Genomic DNA, 22,301 nt, shown 5'->3' on the forward strand with positions numbered 1-22,301 from the left:
CTCCTCACTGGCCGCTCGGGGCGACGATCACCGGTATTCCGGCCAGTTCGTCAGCGCCGAGATCCCACGGCGTGGTGTCCCGCCCCGACACCCGCAGCTGCGGACGGCTCTGACCGTCGATGTCGCCGGGGGTTCCGGTGGGAGCGCCGATCGCGGTGGCGGAACATGCCGAGATGGTCGCCGGGACCGGGGTGTTCGAGCAGCGCACGCCGCGGTCGATCGCCGGCGAGGTGCCCTGGAGGTGGTAGTCGCCGGTGAGTCCCACCGGCGGATCCTGCCCGGTGATCGTCACCGCCGCGGTCTGCGGGTCCAGCCGCGACCCGGACACGGTCAGCTCGTTGACGAACGGCGTCGTGAACAGCGGGTTCTCGCCGATGCGGTTCGCCTGGCCACCGGGCAGGGGCCGCAGCACGCCGTCCGGTCCCAGGATCTGGCCGGTGGTCAGCGTGGAGTACCGCGCCGTGAACGTGTCGGTGTCGGTGGTCGTCCCGCGCACCTCGAAGTCGATGAACCCTTGATCGACCAGGGTCGCCCCCGGGCCGGGCTGGCTCAGGGTGAACGCGTCGTTGTTCCAGAAGATGTTGTTGAACAGCGCCACCGGGTTCGAGAAGCGCGGCGAACCGGCGGGCAGCATCGCCTGGAACAGCGGGTCATTCGCCTCCGAGGCCAGGCCCGCGGAGTGCGGGTTGCCGTCCGAGTCCTCGGACGATCCCGTCGAGACGTTGTTGGCCACGGTGTTGTTGACGATGGACACGTTGGACGAGTCGTCCAGCGTGATGGCCCCGCCGACGTCGGCCGCGCCGTTGTTGTTGATCATGTTGTTGCGGATGTTGATCCGCGCGGTGAGGGCGTCGAGCACGAACAGCCCGCCGCCGTCGTCGCCGGAGTAGTTGCTCTGGATCAGGTTGCGGTCGACATCCACCGTCCCGGTCCCGTTGCCCAGCGAGGCCGGCGAGCCCACCGGCAGCTCGGTCTCGATGGCGATGCCGGCGCCGGAGTCGACGGAGTCGTTGTAGTAGATCTGGTTGTCGTGGATTCGGCCGCCGGGGCTGAGGCCGATGTGGGCGACGCCGGCTCCGTAGTTCACGCTGAAGTTCGAGCAGATGATGTTGCTGGCGAGCTCGTACCCGTTGGAGCCGTAGAACAGCCCCACGGCGCCGGCCTCGGTCAGGCCGCCGTTGCCGGTCAGCCGGTTGTTGGCGATCCGCACGTTGTAGTTGTGATTCACCCGCGCGCCGGTTCCGCGCGGCCCGGCGTCGTACGGCTGGCCGAGCGCGATGCCACCGGCGACGATCCCGCCGTTGTTCTCCAGCACGTTGTTGGTCAGCTGCATGTTGTTGGCGGAGGCCTGCAGCTGAATGCCGCCCGCCCCATCGCCCTGACCGGTGGTCAGGCCCAGGCCGTCGATGCGGGCCCGGTTGAACGCCGCGGTGAGGCCGGTGCCGATGTCGTACGCCGTCGTGGTCTTGGCCAGCACGGTGATGTCCGCGCCGCGCAGCACCGGGTGATTGCCGGTCACCCCGGCGTAGGGCGAGTTGGCGCTGATCGTCGCGTCGTAGTCTGTCGCGTTCTGCTGGAAGTACCGGCCGTCGATGACGGTGCCGGGGACGTTGAACCGCGGGTCCTCGGGGTCGCGGGCCTGCAGCTCGTGGGCGCCGATGATGCCGCCGGGACCCCGTCCCTGCAGCTTGAGCGGCTTCCACAGCAGCACGTTCTCGTTGTATACGCCGGGCGAGAGCACGAGCAGGCTACCGGGCGCGGCGCTGTTGATCGCGTTCTGCAGCGCGTGCGCTCCGCCGTTTCCAGCGGCTGGCGGTGGCGGTGGCACGTTCACCACGGTCGGCGTGTAGGTGACGATGTCCGTGCCGGAGCCGTTGCTGCCCAGCACGTGCAGCGTGATGCCGTTGACGCTCGACACGCCACCGTTCGCGTCCGCCGTCGTGATCGTCAGCTGCTTCGGCCCGGGTCGGAAGGTGGAGCTGAGCGCCGGCACGTTCAGCACGATGGTGTCGGGCGTGGAGCCGCTGCCCGGGGTCCAGCTGACGATGCCGCCGTTGGCCCGGGTCAGGGTCTGCACCTGGCTGGTGCGGCCGTCGGTCAGCGTCGCCCGCACGCCGGTCGTGCCCGTGGCCGTGCCGGTCGCGCCGATGAAGTCGGCCTGGACGGTGATCTGCCGGCTGCCGGTGGCCGGCACGACCGGGAGGGAGACCTGCAGCAGCTCGGGCCGTGCCGGGACGGCGGGGTCCTCGCATGCGGTGCCGGAGATCGGGTCCAGCGGCAGGTCGAGCTGCGTGGTCAGGCCCGGCCACGCCTCGGCCGGCGTGGTGGCGACCAGCAGGTTCGGGTTGAAGTTGGCGTTCGGGTGTTCCTTGGTCCCCGGGTCGTCGACCTTGACCAGGTACATGCCGGGGCACGGGCCCTGCGGGATCGGGCAGTTGAACGTCTCGGTCGAGGGCACCAGCACCTCGAACGAGCCGTCGGGGCTGGTGGTCACGGTCGTCAGCAGCCGCCAGGTGTTCGGGTCGTACGGCTGGTTGACGTTCGGCACGGTGTCCACCCGGGCGTAGATGCCGACCGGGATGCCGGCGATCGGCCGCGGCTCGCCGTACCACGGGGACAGCTTGTTGCGCTCGAAGTAGATGTCGTTGAAGACCTGCCCGACCAGGCGGCCCGGCGGCTGCACGTCGCCGGTCCGGTTGTCAGCGGCGTTCGTCCCGTTGGGGTCGGTCCGGAAGTTCGTCATGAGGAAGAAGTCGGCGTTGGCGTTCTGGCCGTTCTCTAGGACGACCAGGCGCTTGTCGCACAGCGGTCGGGAGGTGCTGGTGGCCTGGTTTCCGGTGTAGTAGACGCTCCGGGGCGTCAGGGTGGACTGGTCGATGACGTGGCCGTCGCCGGCGCACGGCGGCGGCGGGATCTGCGGGGCGAACTGGTTGCCGAGATCGACGTTGACGTCTTCCTCCCGGACGATGTGGTACAGGCATCCCTGGCCGCCGCCGGGGACGGCGCCCTTCGGGTTGCTGACCCGCTGGGTGGCACCCGACGGGTTGCAGGCACGGGTGTCGGCGACATCCTTCGGCATGACCACATGGGTGATGTAGGTGCCGGCCACGAGCGGGTGATCCGAAGGATCCGACCCGTCCGTGCACAGGTCCGTGCCCAGGTTCAGGCCACTCGGGCAGTAGTCGGCGAAGGCGTAGCCGCCGTCGAACGCCCCGTCCTTGGCCTGCTCGCCGGTCAGCGGCACCTCCAGGCAGTTCGGCCCGATCTTCGGGTTGAACTGCGCGGTGATGTCCGCTCCGCTGAAGTCCCGGATCGGGTTGCAGCTCTGCTTGAACGTGTTGCCGTCGGGCTGCGGGTCCTGGCTCGCGTTCGGCTGCTGCCAGTGGTCGGTGACGTAGCGGTTGAGGACGACGTCGTCGGCCGTGTTCGGCTGGCGGTCGGGCCCGGGGCCTTCGAGCAGGACGGTCACGTCGGGGATGCCCGGCTCGTAGTCCTCGGCGGCCTGGAACCGCGCGTCGAACTCGTTGCGGGTGGTGCCGTTGAAGGTGATGCCGACGATCTGGCCGGGCGTACCGGCCGGGTAGTCGCGCTTCCCGAAGTCGACCGTCGCGCGGTGGCCCTCGAGCAGGAGCTGGTTGTGCAGCAGACCGCCGCCCTGGTTCGTCGGCACGCACGGGTTGGCCGGCACCGCCGGGGGCGCCACGCTGCAGGACGGGGTGACCGCTCCGGTGTGTTCGTCGTGCACGGACGGGCCAGGGTAGGCGGTGAAGCGGGCGAAGCCCTGCTCGTTGACGATCCACCGGCCGAGCGCACCGCCCTCCGCCGTCGGGTATTCGTAGTGGCCGTTGGCGTTGGTGAACGTGGCCTCCTTGATCGAGCCGTCGCGCCACCGCTGGTCCACGTCGGTGTTCGCAATCGCCGGGTCGACGCCCGCGTCGTACCGGCCGTTGTTGTTCAGGTCCTTGTAGACGTGCCCGTCCAGCCAGCCGAACCAGCGGGAGACGCCGAGTCCGACCTCACCGTCGTCGCCGGTGTCGTTGACGTCGACGGTCTGTCCTGCGCCCACAGTGAGGGGCTTGAAGCGCATGATGTAGCTGAGCTGCTCATCCCAGACGGCCAGGTTGTAGGTCCCGGCGGGGACGTGCGGAATGTCGAAGTTGCCCGCGGCGTCGCCCCGGCCGACGTACACGGTCCGGTCGGTGGTGCTGTCGGACAGCGCGACGAACGGGTTCTCCACCGGCTCGTTGTAGGTGCCGGTGGTGTAGGGCGCCCATTCCACCCAGTTGCGCGCTCTGCCGGTGATCTCGCCCGTGCCGCTGCTGGTGAACGGGGCGGGAGAGCATACGAAGCCGAACCAGTACGCGGTGCGGTTGTTCGGCGGTTCCCACAGCTGCTCGCCCGGAGCGCCGGTGCCGTCACTGCCCTCCTCGACGGGGGCCAGCAGCTGCAACCCACCGTCGATGGTCGTGGTCTGGTACCACCGGCTGTCCGGGTCGCTGTTGCAGGGCTGGTCCGGCGGATGGACGTCGATGAAGTACGTAGCCGGCCCCAGGTCGTCGAGCTGGGTGAACCCGGTGCCGTCGGTCAGACAGTTCCCGCCGCAGAGCGGATTGTTGTTGTAGTCGACGGTGACCGCGTTGCCGGTCTGCTCCTCGAGCCCGACCTTGAAGCCCTCCAGGCCCCCCTCTTCGGTGTCCGGGGCGCCGTTGGCCCACGCGGTGTCCTCGAACACGAACACCCGGATCTTGCCCAGTGGCAGGGGGTGGTCCTCGCTCTGCTCGGTCAGATCGATCCGCGCGGCCAGCGTTCCGTCAGCTGCGGCGTCGTCGGGCAGCGTGATGTGCTTGCCCCACATCTTGTGGTTCAGCGAGCGGACCGAGATCAGGTAACGTCCCGCGGGCAGCTTGACCGTGGGGCGGCTCTGGTCACCTTCCGCCACGATCGGACTGTTGCTCTCGGTGTTCAAGGCGAGCGGATCGCTGGGCAGCTTCGTGTTGTCCGCGTTGATGATGTACGTGAAGTTCCCGAGCTGCCCCGCGGCCGGGTTGTCCCGAGCGGTCGCGAAGTCGCGCGCGTCCACGGTGACCGCGCAGCCCCCGGCCGGGCACGCGGTAGCCGCCAGCGCCGAAGAGACGACACCGGTGAGTCCCATGACCGGTGGAAGGAGAGCGGCGACCATGAGGACGACCGCCGATGGTGCGATCACTCGACGAATTCGCCCGGGTCGCCTCCGTACCGGGAGGAGAAGGATTGGCCCCGTCCGTGGATCGACTCGCCCTGAACGGCGAGCGGCCGGTGTGGCGGCCGACCGCCTGACAGAAAGCCGTGAACCCCACGCCTTCCACGCTGTACGCAATGCGCTTCTCATCGTCCGGCTCGACCGGCCTGGTCGCATCGGTTCCACCTCCCGGCGCGATGCTCGGCACGTATCAGCAGGTCAGAGGACGTGTCGTGCATCACCCCGATGATGGCGTCGCGCGGTCGGCACGGGACGTTCGTGACAGGTTTGTCATCTGGCTGTCATGCCACAGGTACGCCGACCGCGATCCCCCGCAGGTGCCCTGCGCCGCCTGTTCGGAGGGCTCAACCGCCTGCCGCAGACCTCGGCTGCTGAGGCGCGGGCGCCATATCCGTAGACGCCTGTTGTGCGGCGAAGCGCGGGAAGACGAGCGAGACCGTCGTGCCCACACCGGGCTCGCTGTTCAACCGGAGCGACCCACCCCACGACCCGACAACGGCTCGCACGATCGCCAAGCCGAGCCCGGTGCCGGAGAAGATTCCTGGAGGAGCCGGTGGCACACCCGCCTTACTCAGCGCCTCGACCCGCTCCGGTGACATTCCCGTGCCCGAGTCCGCGACCACGATGGTCCAGCTGTCCCGCGCGCCACTCCCCCCGACCTCGATCCGGTCACCGGGCCTAGTGAACTTGACCGCATTTTCCAGAAGGCAGTCCAGCGCCACCTCCAGCCGGTCCTGGTTGATCGACGCCGTGCCAATCGTGGAACGCACACTCCACTGCCGATCCGCGGCGGGCCGCCAACGCCGCACGACGCCAGCCAACACCAGGTCGACGTCTCGCATCTCCCGGACGTACCGCCCGTCCATCTGAATGAGCGTCACGAGCCGTTGGGTTATGCCGGCCAGCCGATCCAGCTCCTCCAGCACGATCCGAGTGTCCTCCTGGATCTCGGGGTCGCCGGTGGCAGCCCGCACCAGCTCGGTGTATCCGCGAGCGATCGTGATCGGGGTTCGCAGCTCATGCGACGCAAGCCTGACGAAGCGGTCCTGGGAATCGGCGCGCCGGCGCTCGACATCGGCAAGTCGGGCGACCTCGGCCACCATCTGCTGGCGCCGCCGCACATGCCACACCATAACGCCGAAGACCGCAGCCATCAGCGGCACCTCAGTGGTCTCCTCCCACCCGATGGCGGCCACCGAGGCGTGGTGGACGAGGATATATCCCGTGGTGAGCGCGACGGCGGCGAGCACGGCGGCCATGACAATAGGGCGCCAGAAGGTCAGTCCATACACGACCGAGAGCCCAATCCACACGAGATGGAAAGGGATGGTCTCCTTTCCCGGCAGGACGTACATCAGGTAGCTGTTGACAACGGCTGTGAGTGCCCAGCCGGCGAGGAAAAGGCGGTCATTCCGCGATGAATCGATACCCGACATTGCGTACTGTCTCCACCCGCTCGGGGGTGTCCAGCTTGGTTCTGAGCCGGCGAATGTACACGTCGACCACGTTGCTGCCCGGGTCGAACAGAAGTCCCCAGACGTCGGCCAACAGCTCGGCCCGGCTGCACGCCTGCCCGGTTCGCTCCATCAGGTGCTGAAGCAAAAGGAACTCCCGCAGCGACAGCTCGACCTGCCGACCGGACACCGAGGCGCGGCGCAGCCGAAGATCCAGGCAGATCGGCCCCACGGACAAGGAACGCTGCGCCGGACCCGGGGCGGGGGCGCGCATCCTCGCCCGCACCCGGGCCACCAGCTCCGCCACCGCGAACGGCTTGACGAGAAAGTCGGCCGCGCCCGCCTCCAGGCAGGCGACCCTGGTGCCGATCTCCGGCACCGCGGACAGTATGAAGACACGTTGGTCGGGGCGGGAGCCAACGAGCCGGTGAAGGATCTCGACACCGCTGATGCCGGGTAACATCAGATCCAGCATGACAAGATCAAACTCTGTGGCGAGAGCCGTATCCAGACCGTCCCGCCCGGTTCCTGCCCGCTCAACGACGTGCCCGTCGTCACGCAGCGCGCGCGACACAAGCCGAGCGATTCGGTCGTCGTCCTCCACCACAAGTACCAGCCCCACCGGACACCTCCGTCGGCGACCGCAACATATCCACCCAACCCCGGATAGCCAAGACTTCTGTCGTAAGTCAAGCGCCGATTGGCGGTGTCGATGAAACCGCCCAGGCCGGGTGTCGACGCCTCCACGAGGTCGGCGGCGAGACCCACAGCGTGTTCGCCGACGTGCGCAGGACCTGGTCCAGCGCCGCCCCGTGCTGCGTCAGCCCGGCGGGATCGACCTGCGCCTGTGGCTGACGGTCACGGAACCCCCAGACGGCCACGTTGGCCACGCCAGGGACGCTCAGCAGGCGGGGCACGATCGTCCGGCGCGATGGCAGCGACACGTCGTGCAGTGAGCGATCCTGGGACAACAGACCGATCATCACGACCCTGCCGGGTCGACGAGAAAGGCCGCACCACCAGCGGCGGCTTCGACGAGGCGGCAGGCAGCATGGAGACCATGCGAGGCGCTCCTGCACGACCCGACGATCCATCCCATCACGGCCGAATACCTTCCAGTAGGAGACCTCTCGATTGTCACCAACAAGGACCAAGGATGCCCGGCCTTGCTCACAGCCGGCTCACCGCCAGCTCACACAGCAGCAGCCTCCGGTTGCGCCTGCGCCCGATCCAGCTCAGCGCGGGTGGCCCAACTCCTCGGCGACAACCTGCGCCGCTTCAAGGCAGGGCCGATCGAGGCCGAGTGGGAGAAGACCGCCGAGGAGGCTCGGGCAACGATCGAAGCGGCAGACACTGTCTCGGACGTCAGCAGCAGCCCGGCTGACCGAAGTGCTGCACTGCTTCAGGCGGGCCCGCAGGTTCGTACAGTTCAACCCGCAAGTAGCAATGCGCTTCCCATGGTCGGCGGTAGTTTGGGCACTGGACGATTACGGGGAAGACGGAAGATTTGATAGGCCCGGATTCCGTCTCCGGGTAGCTCATCCAGGAGCGGCTGGGGTTCTTGAGCGGCTTCGCCAGCTACGCTACTTGACTCGGCACGAACGGACGGCAGAGCATGCGCACGAGTACACCGACTGGTCGGCCACTTTTTGGCACTCGTCAGAGAGCCCGTTGAGCCGCCAAGGAACAGCGGGGAGCAGCGTGTAGACGCTGACCTGCCTCAAACGCACGACGGCCCCGCCCTCGGGGTCGGCGCGGGGCGATGCGCGGGCCGCGAGAGCGGGGCCTCTTCGGGGTAGTGCGATCAGCGCTATTCAGGCTTGGGGCAGACCATGCCGGCGCCATTGAAGTGGGCGTGGCCATCGCTGGCGTAAAAGGCGTTAACGGCGCCCTTGTAATTACCCTGCGGGTTCATCTTGGTCGGCCCAATTGAGCCGCCAGAAGGGTTTGCATAGCCCGCGGTGACGCAGTGCCCGTAGGTCCAGTTGTCGCCAGGGTCGGCCTGGGCTGGTGCCGCGAAGCCGATTACGGCAATGCCGCCCGCCGCCAACGCGACTGCGAGTCTCCGCATGGTTCCCCCGTTCTGCTGCCTTCGGCCGGGAGCGGTCGACCCTGGGAAGCCTGGGCAGCAGCTATAAGTTAAGGGTTCGCTACGGTGGGCACCTTGGTAATGCCGAGTTTGGGGTCAGGCACAAGGTGATGGGCCACGCCTCTCGTCGGCGGGGTGAGGGCCCATTGGATCAGTAGCGGACCCTGGTGACCACCAGCTCTCGGCCCCGGGCGCGGCGATCCAGCGGGCAGAGCGTCGGCGTAGGCGTACCTCGGCCACACGACGAGGGTGGCCCGCTCGTCGATGTTCTCGGGTGTTCCTACACTGCCTCGAGCTGCGCGCCCCTCTCCGGCGTCGCCCTCGGCGTCGTCCAGGCGCTCGCCCGCCCTGTCCGGCGGCCCGCATACGGAGAGAGCGCCCCGACCGGCCGCGCTGGGCGACTCGATCGGGGCGCTCGGGCGTGACCAGTGACCTGTTCGGTGTGAAGCGGGACGTTGCATCGGTTCTGGCCTGCACAATCATGACGTCGCAGGTGCGAGCAGGCGCCGTTGCCGCTCACGCTTCGCGACGCCGAACGCGCCGCATCGAGCACGTCACCGCCGCGCTTCCGGACCGGGTGTTCGCCTTCGACGAGCCGGCCAGGGGTAGAACCGCCTACCAGATGGCGGCTCACTGACCCGCGCCGTGGCGCCTTTGGTCACCACTTGTCCCACGGTACGGTCCAGTCGCCCACCCCGTCGGTGAGCCCCATCCGTCGAGGGGTGTTGCGCACCTCGACCACGTCACCGAGCCGGAACGTGTCGTAGAACCATCGGGCATGGTCCGGTCCGACGTTGATGCAGCCGTGCGAGGTGTTCCGGTCGCCCTGCGCATCGATGTTCCAGTCAGCCATGTGGACGAACTCGCCGGAGTACGAGATCCGCAGACAGAGCTTGATGATCTCGTCGTAGTAGTTGGGGTCCTTGGGATCGACGAGCCCGTAGCTGGCGGAGGTCATCCGGTGCGCGGGCTCCCGGGTCATCACCACGTGCGGGCCGGAGCGCGTCCAATAGCTGATGACCTCTCCGTTCGCGCCCTTGGCGGTGCCGCCCTTGCCCATGCTGATCGGGATGTCCCGTACCATCTTGCCGTCGATATAGACCTTCATCCGGTGGGTGCTGGCGTCGGCGATGGCGATGCGGGACGGGCCGATGGTGAAGTTCGTGCTGGCGTTGGAGCCGCCGTAGACACCCTTGCCGAGATCATGACCGAAGAGGTTGACCTTCACCGAGATCTTCGTGCCCGGGGTCCAGTACTTCGCCGGCCGCCAGTGCGCGTTCTGGCCGTCGATCCAGCGCCACCGTCCTTCGACCGCCGGGGTGGTCTCCACCACCATCGCCTTCTCAGCCTCGGCGCGGTTCTTGACCGACCTGCTGAAGTTCACCATGATCGGCTGGCCGACCCCGTACGTGCCGCCGGCCTGCAGGGCCGTCAGCGCGTTGGCCTGGAACGTGACGGAGGCGGTCCCGGCCGGCTTGAGGGTGCTGAAGCTGCTCGTGTGCTCCGTCAGCGCGCCGGTGGAGTCGGCCACCGACACGGTGACCGTGTAGGTCTTGCCATAGGCCAGCTTGCCGGTCGAACGCCACGTCTGATCGTCGCTGCCCAGCTTGCCGGCGACGGTCTTACCCCCCGCGGCCACCGAGACGCCCTTGAGCGTGCCGTTCTCCACCGCCACGACGACCTGCTCGATCGGCGAGACCTTCGTGGCATCCGCAGCCGGCGTGACGGTCACTCCAACATCGCCCGCGGGGGGCGCACTCGCCGCGGCCAGACCGGGCTGCGACCACGCGGCGCCGGACGAGGACTCACGGCTGCAACCTGCCGTCACCAGGCCGGTCGTGACACCCAGACCGGTGGCGATCAACTTTCGACGAGTGATCATCATGTTCCTCTCCGCCCGGAGAGTACGTGCCGACGGGACGCCTGTGGGGGACGGTGTCGAATTCTTAGAGGTTGATCATGAACCCTTCAGGTTCGCCGTCGGCGGTCAGCGCGCCGGGGCCCCCCGTGGGAGGGCCCCGGCCACCGCACTGGTCAGTCCTCCGGATCGCAGTTGAACTTGGCCTGGCCGGCCGCCATCTTGATGCCACCGAGCAGGTGCTTCAGGAAGAGCGGTTCCGTGTACGAGGCGTTGGTGTGGCCGAGTGCCGTGTACACGGCGCGCCCGCCGTCATAGCGGTGGCACCACGCCATCGGGTGGTCCGCCCCCATGTATCCGCCGGTGTAGCCGACCGGGTTGTAGGTCGACTCGTCCATCCTGGCGAGGACCCGGACCGCTGCGCGCGGATTGGTCTGGAAGTTGTACCACTCGTCCGTGCGCCACCACTTGTTCGGCAGGTCCTGGGTGGCCTCCGTGCCTTGTCCCACGACGCGGACCAGAGCCGGCTGGATGGCGGGGTGGTCGCGGAAGTAGGCGCCGACGAGGCCGCCGTACCAGGCCCAGTTGTAGCCGCTGTCCGAAGCGGCGTGGACGCCGAGGTAGCCGCCACCGGCCTGGATGTAGCGTTCGAACGCGGCCTTCGCCTCCGGCCTGGTCACCGGGTCGCCGGTGGTCGACAGGAAGATGACCGCGTCGTACTTCGCCAGGTTCGCGTCGGTGAACTGTGTGTCGTCCTCGGTCGCGTCGACCGCGAAGCCGTTGTCCTGGCCGAGTTTCTTGATGGCGGCGATGCCGTCGGGAATGGAGGCGTGGCGGTAGCCAGTCGTCTTCGAGAAGACGAGGACGTTGTATTGCGCGGCTTCCGCTGCGGCCGGGACCGCGGGCGCGACCAGACCGACAACGAGCGCCAACACGGCCAGCACTCTTGACAATGCCTTCATGACTCTCCCTCTGCTGTGCGGATGATTCGGTGCGCCGTCCTCGGGCTGACGCCGCATTCGACGTTCGACAACCTCCCTCCTGTCGCGGTGTGCGCCGACGTGCCCGGCGAGAGGAAAGGGGTGGGTGGGAAGACGCTCATCTGATCCCGCTCTGGACAACGGTCACCGGGGGAACGCTCGTCGGATCGTCGAGCACCCGCTCGATGGCAACGCCGCAGCCACCGCGTACGGCCGCCTCGAAGCCGAGCGTTGAAGCCTCGATCCGGCACATTCCCGCCTGGCCCGCGAGAACGAGTCGGTCGAGCTCGGCCTGCGCGGTCGGGACCACGAACTGGGCGACGCGTGCGAAATAGCCGCCGAGGACCAGCACGTGTGGGTTGAACAGGTTGACCAGGATCGAGCAGCCGAGGCCCAGCCACCGGCCGACCTCGGCGAAGGCGAGGTGCGTCGGTTGGTCGCCGGCTGCGGCCATGTCGAGGATGCCGGCGAGCCTGACCTCGGGATCCGGTACGGGACCGGGGGCGGCGTACCCCTGGTCGGGAGTCGCGAGCCGCACGAGGGCGGCCAAGCCGACCTTCGTCTCCCAGCACCCGCGCCGGCCGCAACCGCACTCGATGCCACCGGGGTCGACCGACATGTGGCCTACCTCGCCGGCGAAACCATCGGGACCACGGAGCAGCCGGCCCCCGACGATGACCCCGCCGCCGACCCCGACCTCTCCGGTGAGATAGACGAGGTCGGCGGTGCCGGCTGCGCTCCCCTCGCGAAACTCGGCGAGCGCCGACAGGTTGGCGTCGTTGTCCACGCGCACCGGTATGCCCGCACCGAGTTCCGCCGCCAGGCGCTCCGCGACGGGGACCTCGCGCCACCCCAGGTTGGGGGCCAGCAGCACGTGGCCGCGCGCGACGTCGATGAGACCCGGGATCGCGACGGTGATCCCCGCGGGCACCGCCCCGCGCCGCGTCATCTCGGCCAGCGCCTCGCGGGTCATTACAGCCAACCGGGACAGCGCTTCGTCAGGTGTCGCGTTCATCGCGTCAAACGCGACGCGGCGCCGGACGAGGATCTGGCCGCCGAGATCACGGCCGAACACGGCGATGTAGTCGACGTTGACTTCGAGCCCGAGAGCGCCGACCCGCGAACCGTCGACCTCGAGGATCCGCGCCGGCCGACCGATCGCCCCCTCCTGTCGAAGCGCGCCCTCGCGCACCAGTCCCCGATCGACGAGCTCGGCGACCAGGCTCGAGACGGTGGCCTTGCTCAAGCGCGTCTCGACCACGATGTCGGCGCGTGAGCGTGGCCCCTGGTGTTGCAGGTGCCGCAGCACGAGCGCGAGGTTGTTCCGCCGCATCGTCGCCGAGCCCGCGGGCGCGGCCGGCTCAGCCGGTGTGCGAAGTGGCGTCGCGAGGCTCACATGGGCTCCCGAGTTTGTCCGTTCGCTGAACAAACTATTCACCCACCTGCACCGCCCACAAGTGACATTTTGTCCGGATGGGCCTGGTTGGAAGACCGGGGTGGCCTTTGCCGGAAGTAACATTCATCAATAATTGGCCACGGCCGGATGCTCCCCACTACAGCGGGAGCGGCTCCGCCCTCCGCGGGAGCCTGGCGGGTTCGGGCCATTGCGCGAACATCGACGAGACGAACTTTCGTCGACCTGAAGAAAAGTCGGGACCGCCCCAGTGAAAGCTATAGACGTATCGACATTAGTTTTGTTAGCGTCGGCCGCGTGACGATGTGTTTCGTCGAGGTGAACCGACACCCGGTCGGCCTCTCGGCGATGGCCCCGGACGGCCCGCCCGGCCGGAGGTCACGGCCCGACCGGGAATTGCACCCCCGGTGGGCACCAACCGGCGCGTACGGCAAGCCGCCCGCTCGCCCGCGCGCTGCTCGGCACGGCATGCGCGGCTTCAGCAGCCTTACCGCAGACGAGACATCGGCGCGCGACAACGGCTGCTGGCGGCCGGTCAACACCTGACGGAACACCCACCCCCTATCTCCCCGGTCCTTCGTTCGTCGCCGACCGCAACTGCGACGCCATCGGCAACCTGCGTAGCTGACGGCGCAGGGCGCAAACCGCGCTGGTCGGGGCCGCGGGCGGCGCGCCTCACGCGATGGGCGACTCAGCAGCGTCGAAACATCGGACCGCCCGCAGAGGAGGAAGAAGCCGTACGTCCCCGACCTGCCCCGATCAGTCCCCAGCAAAGGAGAGGCAGATGAAGAGACGACTCGCGCTCGCCGTAGCGGGCCTGACTACCACCGCGCTCGTCGCCACGCCCACCGTCGCGATGGCCGAGCCAGGCACGACAAGCGCGCCCCCGGAGACGAATTTCCAAAAGGTGACCCTCAACGACCACCCGGGCGAGCCGATGGACCTCGCCGTGCTGCCCGACAGCAGGGTGCTGCACGTGACCCGCCCGGGTGAGGTCTGGCTGCACGACCCCGCCACGGGCCGCAACACCGTCGCCGCGACGCTGGACGTCTACCGGCACGACGAAGAGGGCCTGCAGAACGTCGCGATCGATCCCAACTTCGGCAAGGCCGGGAACAACTGGGTCTATCTGTACTACTCGCCGCCGATGAACACCCCGGTCGACGACCCGTCGACCCCGAACATCAACGAGGGCGACGCGCCGGCCTGGGGCACCCCTGCGGACTTCGGGCCGTTCAAGGGGGTCATCCGCCTCTCCCGGTTCCGGTTGGTCAAGGACAAGCTGGACCTGTCCACCGAGCAGCAGATCCTCGACGTACCGATCGACCGGGGCATCTGCTGCCACGTCGGCGGAGACATCGTCTTCGACGCCAAGGGCAACCTGTACCTGTCCACCGGTGACGACACCAACCCGTTCGAATCGGGCGGCTACACGCCTATCGACGAGCGCCCCGGCCGCAACCCGGCTTACGACGCGCAACGCAGCGCGGCCAACACCAACGACCTGCGCGGCAAGATCCTGCGCATCAAGGTCCGCGACGGCGGGGGCTACACCATCCCGGACGGCAACCTCTTCCCGGCGGGCACGCCCCGCACGCGGCCCGAGATCTACCTGATGGGCCTGCGCAACCCGTTCCGGATCGAGTTCAACCGCCAGACCGACGAGCTGTACGTCGCCGACTACTCGCCGGACGCGGGCCAGGCCGATCCGCAGCGCGGGCCGGCCGGGCAGGGCAAGTGGGCCGCCGTCCGCAAGGCCGGCAACTACGGATGGCCCTACTGCGCCACCGCGCAGCTGCCGTACGTGGACTACGACTTCGCCACCGGCCAGTCCGGGGCACCGTTCAACTGCTCCGCGCCGATCAATGAGTCACCGCACAACACCGGGCTGCGGGAGCTGCCACCGGTGCAGCAGCCGGACGTGTGGTACGGCTACGGCCCCTCGGCGCAGTTCCCCGAGCTGGGCACCGGCGGCATCGGACCGATGGCCGGGCCCGCGTACCACTTCGCCTCCCCGACGACGCGGGGACGCGCCCCGGTGGCGTGGCCCGCGTACTACGACGGCATTCCGCTGTTCCACGAGTGGACCCGGGACTACGTGAAGGGCTTCCGGCTGGACTCCGGCGGTGACCTCAGCGGCATCGAGCCGGTGCTCTCCTCGTTCACCTTCGACAACCCGATGGACCTGGAGTTCGGCCCGGACGGCGCGCTCTACGTGCTCGAGTACGGCGACGGCTTCTTCAGCGAGAACCCGGACGCGCAGCTGGCCCGGATCGACTACACCGGCTGGAAGGGCAACCACACCCCGGTGCCCCAGGTATCGGCCACGCCCACCAACGGGCTCGCGCCACTGACCGTCACGTTCGAAAGTGTTGGCACCACCGACTACGACGGCGATCGGCTGTCGTACGCGTGGGACCTCGACAACGACGGCAAGGTCGACTCGCACGCGGCGAACCCGACGTTCACGTACCAGAAGAACGGCCTCTACAACGCCACGCTCAAGGTGAGCGACCCAGGAGGACTGTCGGCTTCCGCATCGGTCCGGGTCGTGGTCGGCAACGCCCAGCCCGTGGTGGAGCTGGTCAAGCCGGTCGCGGGCCAGCCCTTCAAATTCGGCGACACCGTGCAGTTCGAGGTACGGGTGACCGACGACCAGCCGGTGGACTGCTCCCGGGTCAGCGTCACGTACGTCCTCGGCCACGACACGCACGGGCACCCGCAGACCACCGCCAACGGCTGCACCGGCTCGATCCAGACGACGGTGCCGTCCGGCCACGACCCGGCGAACGACCACCTGACCGCCGTGTTCGTCGCGTCCTACACCGACGCCGGTGGGAACGGTCTGCCCGCCCTGACCGGATCGGACCAGGTCGTCCTGGTCCCCACCGCCTAGACCTAGGAAGAGGGAGTCACCATGTGTTACGGATACGACGGAGAGGCCGCGCTGCGGCGGTCCGTCATTGACCGACGGAGCCTGCTGCGCGGTTCACTGGCGGCGCTCGCCGGTGTCGGCCTGGCGTCGGGGATCGGCGCGACGGCCGCGTCGGCCACCACCCGCACAACCGGGCGGCACCACGTGCCCCCGGGCCTCATCAGCATCCAGCTGTGGACGGTACGCGACGCGCTGTGGGGTTCGCCGGGGTACGACGCCACCCTCGCCCACCTCGCCAAGATCGGCTACCCGAAGGTGGAGCTGGCGCTCGGCTACTTCGGGCGTACCGCTGCCCAGCTGCGCCAGTTCCTGGACGGCATCGGCATCAAGGCCAGCTCCAGCCACGACGGGATCAGCGGTGACGCCGCCGGCCTGGAACAGAAGATCCAGAACGCGATCACCCTGGGCCAGTCGTTCATGGTGGTGCCATACCTGAACTCCGACCGCGAGGACGACTGGAAGCGCTGGGCGGAACAGATGAACGTCGAGGCCGCCGCGGCGGCCGCGGCCGGCCTGCGCTACGGCTACCACAACCACGCCCACGAGTTCACCATCGACCTCGGAGGTGGCCGGCGCCCCTGGGACGTGCTGACCGAGGAGCTCGATCCCGGGCTCGTACACCTGGAGGTCGACATCTACTGGGCCGTCACCGGCGGCATCAACTCAGGCGATGGAGTGGCGGACCCGGAGGGCTTCACGCTGGACGTCATCCGCTCCGCGCCGCAGCGTGTCCTGCAGTACCACGTCAAGGACCGGCACGAGTCCGACGGCGACATGGCCGACCTGGGCACCGGGATGATCGATTTTGCCCGGATCTTCCGGGAGCACTCGGTGCAGGAGTACATCGTCGAAAACGACACCCCCGATGTGACACCGCAGCAGACGGCCGAGGTCGGCTACCGCTACCTGCGCAACCTGCGGTTCTGAGGAACCCCGGTCAGGGGTGCTGACGGACACCAGGGTCGGCGTCTGGTTCGTGGGAGCTCGCGGCTCGGTCGCCACGACCGCCGTCCCGACTGCAGACATGCCAGAACTGCCGGCCCTGGTGTTCGCCAGCGCATCGCCCAGCAGCAAGCAGCCCGAAGTCAGGAGGAGGAGTCATGAGGAGACCATCGGCGCTCAGCGTCGCCGTCGCGGTCGGGCTCGCGTTGGCCGGACTCTCCGCACCGGCAACGGCCGTCGCGGCGACCGACTCGGCGACGACCACTGGTGTCGCCGCCCTCGCACTCGTCCATGCCTCCGACGGCGCGTACGTGGCCAAGGAGACGACCGTCGGGCCGCGCCTGGTCGATCTCACGATCCAGTCGCCAGCACTCGACCGAGCCGCCAACGTACGCCTGCTGACGCCGGACGGGTGGGAGCAGCGGGCTCCCGGGGACCGGTGGCCCGTGCTCTACCTGCTGCACGGCTGCTGCGACTCGTACGTCAGCTGGACCCGCTCGACCGACGTCGCGACCATCCCCGAACTCCGGGACGTCCTGGTCGTCATGCCGGAGGCCGGTGCCGCCGGCTGGTACAGCGACTGGTGGAACGGCGGCCAGGGCGGTGCCCCGGCGTGGGAGACGTTCCACTTGAGCGAGGTGCGCCAGATCATCGAGCGGGGGTACGGCGCAGGCCCGAAGCGCGTGGTGGCCGGCCTCTCGATGGGCGGCTTCGGGGCGATGTCGTACGCCGCCCGCAACCCGGGCATGTTCCGGGCGGCGGCCTCCTTCAGCGGGGTCGTGCATCCGTTGCGGGACCCGTCGTACTGGTTGCCGTTCTTCGGGCGCACCGGGCTGGACCCGTACGCGCTGTGGGGCGACCCGGTGGCGCAGCAGGACATCTGGGAAGCCCACGACCCGCACTACCTGGCGAAGCAACTTCGACACACTGCGCTTTTCGTGGCCAGCGGCGACGGCACCCCCGGCGGGCCGTTCGACCCGCCGGGGCGCACCAACAGCCTGGAGGCGCTCATCTATCAGGAAAACGTCGACTTCGTCGATCAACTGCGCGATGTGGGCGTCTCCGTCGCGACCGACTTCTACGGCCCCGGCACCCACAGCTGGCCGTACTGGCAGCGGGAACTGCACCGGGCGCTGCCGATGCTTCTCCACGCGCTCGAGACGGGGCGCGGTGTGGCTACCCACTCCCTCGATGAGGCCGTTCAGCGCACTTCGCTGCTCCCAATCTGCTCCCCCGGTCAGTCGCCGGCCAGCCACTTGCTCGGCAGATGACGACGCCGGCCGGGCCACGGTGGTCGGATCCTGTCGGGGGCCCGGCCTACCATGTACGGCATAACCAAGATGCTGAAACGGGTGTCCTCTGCTGAGCCGGGAGACGGGCACCCCCCGACCACTCGCGTACCAGCGTCCACCCCCATGCTGGAGGTGATCGACATGCCAGACAGGCGTTAGTCCCGCGCACGGTGCGCGGGCGGCCGGAAGGCGGTCGTCACATGGCCCGTACCGACATTCACCGACCGGAGCGAGTGCAGCAGCGAGACCCGCTGGTTCGTCACTGGTTTACTGACACCCACGAGCACGGCTCCGGCCCCTGCGACCTTGACGAGTTCCTCGCCTCGCCCGGGTGGAACCGGACCCGCTGCTACCGACAGCCGTCGGCCCAGGCTCCGAACCTGTGCGGGTGCCAGCTTTGCACCTTTCAGTCGCACCGGAAGTTGGCCCGCCGGCAGGAGCGCGTCGCCTGGCATGCGATCCGTCGGCAGATCCTCGCCGAGCACCGCGGCGGCGAGCGCGACATCGACGTCCCCCCGATCCGCGGAAAGGCCTGGTAGACCGCCGGTCGCCCCCAACACCAAGATCGGCGTATCGACCATCGAATGCAGCCCTCCGGCCGTTGCAGCCACAGCGGAACAGCACCGGGCGTCGCGCTCCTCGGCGCCGGACCGGACGGTGACGTCGACGTACGGCTTAGGGTGGGCGGCATGGCAAGCCCTGCCCCCTCCGCCGACGGCTCCGCGGCCCAGAATCCGCTCACCCTGCTCACGCTGGACGAACTCCGGCAGCGCACCAGCGTGAAATGGCGCATGCACCCGCCCGACGTGCTCCCCCTCTGGGTCGCGGAGCTGGACGTACCCCTCGCTCCAGCCGTGGCCGACGCGCTCCGCCGCGCGATCGACCTCGGTGACACCGGTTACGCGCACGGTACGGCGTACGCCGAAGCGCTCGGCGACTTCGCCGCCCGGCGCTGGGGCTGGCACAACTTCCGCGTCGACCACACTGCGGTCGTACCCGACGTGATGATGGGCATCGTCGAGGCTCTCCGGCTCGTGACCGACCCCGGAGACGCGGTGGTGGTCTGCTCCCCCGTGTACCCGCCCTTTTACGCCTTCGTCACCCACGCCGGCCGGCAGGTGATCGAGGCCCCACTCGGACCCGACCTGCGGATGGACCGCGCCGCTCTCGACGAGGCCTTCCGCCGGGCCCGGGCCTGCGGCCGCCGGCCGGCGTTCCTGCTGTGCAACCCGCACAACCCGACCGGCGTCGTCCACCGCCGCGATGAGCTCGAGGCCGTCGCCGCACTGGCCGACCGGCACGGCCTGCGAGTGATCTCCGACGAGATCCACGCCCCCCTCGCGCTCCCCGGGACGCACTTCACCCCGTACCTCACGGTGGCTGGCGCCGAGAACGCGTTCGCCCTGATCTCCGCCTCGAAGGCGTGGAACCTCGCCGGTCTCAAGGCGGCGCTCGCGGTCGCCGGGCCGCAGGCCGCCGCCGACCTCAACCGCATGCCGGAAGAGGTCAGCCACGGGCCCAGCCACCTGGGCGTCATCGCGCACACCGCCGCGTTCCGCGCCGGCGGGCCGTGGCTCGACCTCCTCCTCGCCGGCCTCGACGCCAACCGCACGCTTCTGGCGACGCTGCTGGCGAAGCACCTCCCGTCCGTGACGTACCACCGCCCCGAGGGCACCTACCTCGCCTGGCTGGACTGCACCGGGCTGGGCATCGCCACAGCGCAGCCGGACGGCGAACCCGGCGTGGCCAGCGAGGTCGCCGGACCCGCGAAGATGTTCCTCGACCGCGCGCGGGTCGCCCTCAGCTCCGGGCACGTGTTCGGCACCGGCGGGGCAGGCTTCGTACGACTCAACTTCGCCACCTCACCCGCGATCCTCACCGACGCCGTCACCCGCATGGGCCGGGCAGTCGACGCACACCACCCGTCTGCGGGCTGAGCCCTCGGTCCCAGGCGCCGTGCCTCCACGACCCGACGCTGGATCGACCAGCCGCCGGGTCGGGCGTACGGACGTCAGCTGATGGGCACCGAGTAGGAGGTGGTGTTGATCTGCCCGCTTCCTCGAGCAAATCTGAGGCGCCGCGGATGCGCGCTCTGCGCATGCGTCCGTTACGCGTAAGGGCACTCCGATGTGGTGTGATCTCAAGGCATGAAGGTCAGGGTCGTCGGCGCCGGTGTTGTGGGCTTGACCAGTGCACTCCGTCTGGCGCAAACCGGTCATGAGGTCGAGGTAGTTGCCGCGAAGATGGGGAATGGCACCACATCGTCGGTCGCCGCCGCACTTTGGTATCCCTACCGCGCATACCCAGAGGTGGACGTAACCCGATGGTCGGCGACCACCTACGAGGTGCTGTGTGACCTGACCTCCGATCCGTCCGCCGGCGTTCGGATGCGCCTCGGGCAGGAGTTGTTCCGCCAGCACACCTCCGACCCGTGGTGGCGGGAAGCGGTTCCCGAGCTGGGTCGGGTTGCTGTCGAGCGACTGCCGACCGGCTACGTCGACGGTTACGAACTGAGCGTTCCGGTGGTGGACATGGCGATGCACCTGCCATGGCTGCTCGGTCAGTTGGAAACGGCGGGGGTCGCCGTCCGGACCCGGCACGTGGATCATCTAGCCGAGGCCTTCGAGGACGTGGACGCCGTGGTGAACTGCACGGGGCTGGGATCCAGGGAGTTGATCGACGACGAGACCCTCACACCGGTGCGGGGACAGGTGATCGTCGTCGCACAGTTCGGCCTGACCGAATGGCAACTCGATCAAAACGATCCCGAACACCTGATCTACGTCGTACCCAGGAGTGACACGGTGCTGCTCGGCGGCACCGCGGAGGAGGGCGACGAGGATCTGAACGTCAGGCCGGAAACGGCCGCGGACATGCTGAAACGGTGCATCGAGCTCGTACCCGCGCTCGACAAGGCCCGCATCCTCAGCCACCGCGTGGGCCTACGTCCCGGGCGCCCGACCGTGCGGCTGGAAACCGAGTTCATCGACCGCGGCCCGGTCGTGCATTGCTATGGCCACGGTGGCGCCGGAGTCACGCTGTCCTACGGCTGCGCCGAGGACGTCGCCCTACTCGTGTCGGGACTGTCGTGACACGACCTTGGCCTTGGTAGGGCAACTCACGACCGACATTGTGGGGTGTGCCATTGCTACCGACTACTTCCTCACTCCACTCGATGAGATCTCGGCCGGTGGCACGTGGAACACGTTCGTCGGCAGGGTCTGGTGTTCGCTGCCCAACCACTCGTGACCGACCGTGGCCCTCGGTCGGCGGCAAGAACGTGTGTCCGATCGAGCGAGATGCCAGCGCGAGGGTCGGTCCGAACGGCTCCAGGGGAGTCATCGCCCCGACCAAGCTGAATCTGCATGAGTCGAGACTACGGAGCGTCGGCAGGGCCACTCGTACGTTGAAAGGTGCATGGACGACGGAGAACGCGAGCAGGCGCTGCTCACCGCCCTGACCACCGAGCATTTCGTGCTTCAGACCTCGCGCAGCGCGACCGTCACCGAGTCGGTGGGCCGGGCGACCGTCTTCCTGTCCATGCTCTCTGCCGCGCTGATCGGGCTCGGTTTCGTCGCCAGCAACGCCGCGCTCGTCCGGCCGTACCTCGGGGCGGTGCTGCCGACGCTGGTGATCACCGGACTGCTCACATTCCTGCGGCTGGTGCAGAACATGGTGGAGAACGAGCTGGATCTCGCGCGGATCCAGCGCATCCGGGCGTACTACCACCGCCGGCTGGCCGGCGAGCACGACTTCTTCGCCGACGCGGTGCAGGGCGAGGGCATCATGCGGGCGACCTGGGCGGCGGTCGGTAACGCGCCCCGGCGGGCGCAGCTGTTGCTGACTACGGCGGCGATGGTGGGCGCGGTGAACGCGCTGCTGGTGGGGCTCGCGGTCACGCTGCTGGCCGGGCTCGCGGGGCTGTCGTCCGGGTTCGCGATCGGCGTCGGCACCGTCTTGGCTCTGCTGGCCTTCGCCGCCCAGGTCGCCTACATCAACCGCGTGTCGATCTCCCAGCCCGGGTAGGGCCATCCTCGTCCTCCAAGCCGCCGAAGACGTCCGCTACCCACGATGAAGATGGCACAGTTCCGGCATACG

Annotated in this window: 16 protein-coding genes; 8 read left to right on the plus strand and 8 right to left on the minus strand. The window is 68.7% G+C overall.

The features are described from left to right. Nucleotides 1-4: 4 nt before the first annotated feature. From GA0070613_RS30170 to GA0070613_RS32495, 5 genes are all read right to left on the minus strand, one after another. On the minus strand, nt 5-5,152 hold the full coding sequence (locus GA0070613_RS30170) for a peptidase associated/transthyretin-like domain-containing protein (protein ID WP_172875929.1): 5,148 nt from the start codon (nt 5,150-5,152) through the stop codon (nt 5-7). Between the two features lie 431 nt (nt 5,153-5,583). Beyond that, nucleotides 5,584-6,675 (minus strand): sensor histidine kinase, encoded by a 1,092-nt coding sequence (locus GA0070613_RS30175; protein ID WP_089015386.1) that lies wholly within the window; start codon nt 6,673-6,675, stop codon nt 5,584-5,586. Further along, entirely contained in the window at nt 6,647-7,315 is a 669-nt protein-coding gene (locus GA0070613_RS30180) for a response regulator transcription factor (protein ID WP_089015387.1), read from the minus strand. The genes GA0070613_RS30175 and GA0070613_RS30180 overlap by 29 nt, the downstream gene beginning before the upstream one ends. A 67-nt stretch (nt 7,316-7,382) precedes the next feature. Continuing rightward, nucleotides 7,383-7,676, minus strand: a complete 294-nt coding sequence (locus GA0070613_RS32490; RefSeq protein WP_157746577.1) for a hypothetical protein — start codon at nt 7,674-7,676, stop codon at nt 7,383-7,385. A gap of 827 nt (nt 7,677-8,503) precedes the next feature. Next, the gene (locus GA0070613_RS32495) at nt 8,504-8,764 is read right to left on the minus strand and encodes a hypothetical protein (RefSeq protein WP_157746578.1); all 261 of its coding nucleotides are present in this window, start codon (nt 8,762-8,764) and stop codon (nt 8,504-8,506) included. 439 nt (nt 8,765-9,203) lie between these two features. On the opposite strand from GA0070613_RS32495, the gene GA0070613_RS32500 reads away from it, so the two are divergent. Next, nucleotides 9,204-9,419, plus strand: a complete 216-nt coding sequence (locus tag GA0070613_RS32500; RefSeq protein ID WP_157746579.1) for a hypothetical protein — start codon at nt 9,204-9,206, stop codon at nt 9,417-9,419. Nucleotides 9,420-9,440: 21 nt separating this feature from the next. Here GA0070613_RS32500 and GA0070613_RS30185 read toward each other — a convergent pair whose 3' ends face one another. From GA0070613_RS30185 to GA0070613_RS30195, 3 genes are all read right to left on the minus strand, one after another. Continuing rightward, nucleotides 9,441-10,514: a L,D-transpeptidase gene (locus tag GA0070613_RS30185; protein ID WP_231929571.1), complete on the minus strand. Its 1,074-nt coding sequence runs from the start codon at nt 10,512-10,514 to the stop codon at nt 9,441-9,443. A gap of 302 nt (nt 10,515-10,816) precedes the next feature. Continuing rightward, complete coding sequence (locus GA0070613_RS30190) at nt 10,817-11,602, minus strand: ThuA domain-containing protein (RefSeq protein ID WP_089015388.1); 786 nt, start codon at nt 11,600-11,602, stop codon at nt 10,817-10,819. A gap of 136 nt (nt 11,603-11,738) precedes the next feature. After that, nucleotides 11,739-13,016 carry an ROK family transcriptional regulator gene (locus tag GA0070613_RS30195; protein ID WP_231929572.1) on the minus strand — a complete coding sequence of 426 codons (1,278 nt, stop codon included), beginning with the start codon at nt 13,014-13,016 and terminating at the stop codon, nt 11,739-11,741. An 802-nt stretch (nt 13,017-13,818) separates the two neighbouring features. On the opposite strand from GA0070613_RS30195, the gene GA0070613_RS30200 reads away from it, so the two are divergent. The 7 genes from GA0070613_RS30200 to GA0070613_RS30230 all read left to right on the plus strand — a co-directional run bounded on the left by GA0070613_RS30200 (nt 13,819) and on the right by GA0070613_RS30230 (nt 22,229). Beyond that, nucleotides 13,819-15,930 (plus strand): PQQ-dependent sugar dehydrogenase, encoded by a 2,112-nt coding sequence (locus GA0070613_RS30200; protein WP_089015390.1) that lies wholly within the window; start codon nt 13,819-13,821, stop codon nt 15,928-15,930. Nucleotides 15,931-15,951: 21 nt separating this feature from the next. Then, on the plus strand, nt 15,952-16,896 hold the full coding sequence (locus tag GA0070613_RS30205) for a sugar phosphate isomerase/epimerase family protein (RefSeq protein WP_089015391.1): 945 nt from the start codon (nt 15,952-15,954) through the stop codon (nt 16,894-16,896). A gap of 173 nt (nt 16,897-17,069) precedes the next feature. After that, on the plus strand, nt 17,070-18,182 hold the full coding sequence (locus tag GA0070613_RS30210; protein WP_089015392.1) for an alpha/beta hydrolase: 1,113 nt from the start codon (nt 17,070-17,072) through the stop codon (nt 18,180-18,182). Between the two features lie 221 nt (nt 18,183-18,403). Then, complete coding sequence (locus GA0070613_RS32505; protein ID WP_157746580.1) at nt 18,404-18,742, plus strand: hypothetical protein; 339 nt, start codon at nt 18,404-18,406, stop codon at nt 18,740-18,742. A 150-nt stretch (nt 18,743-18,892) separates the two neighbouring features. Further along, a complete protein-coding gene (locus GA0070613_RS30220; protein WP_089015394.1) occupies nt 18,893-20,140 on the plus strand; it encodes a MalY/PatB family protein in 1,248 nt (415 codons plus the stop codon). Nucleotides 20,141-20,350: 210 nt separating this feature from the next. Then, a complete protein-coding gene (locus GA0070613_RS30225; protein ID WP_089015395.1) occupies nt 20,351-21,295 on the plus strand; it encodes an FAD-dependent oxidoreductase in 945 nt (314 codons plus the stop codon). 325 nt (nt 21,296-21,620) lie between these two features. After that, on the plus strand, nt 21,621-22,229 hold the full coding sequence (locus GA0070613_RS30230; protein ID WP_089015396.1) for a hypothetical protein: 609 nt from the start codon (nt 21,621-21,623) through the stop codon (nt 22,227-22,229). The last annotated feature ends 72 nt before the right edge of the window (nt 22,230-22,301 follow it).

This window comes from Micromonospora inositola (assembly GCF_900090285.1).
GTDB classification, from domain to species: domain Bacteria; phylum Actinomycetota; class Actinomycetes; order Mycobacteriales; family Micromonosporaceae; genus Micromonospora; species Micromonospora inositola.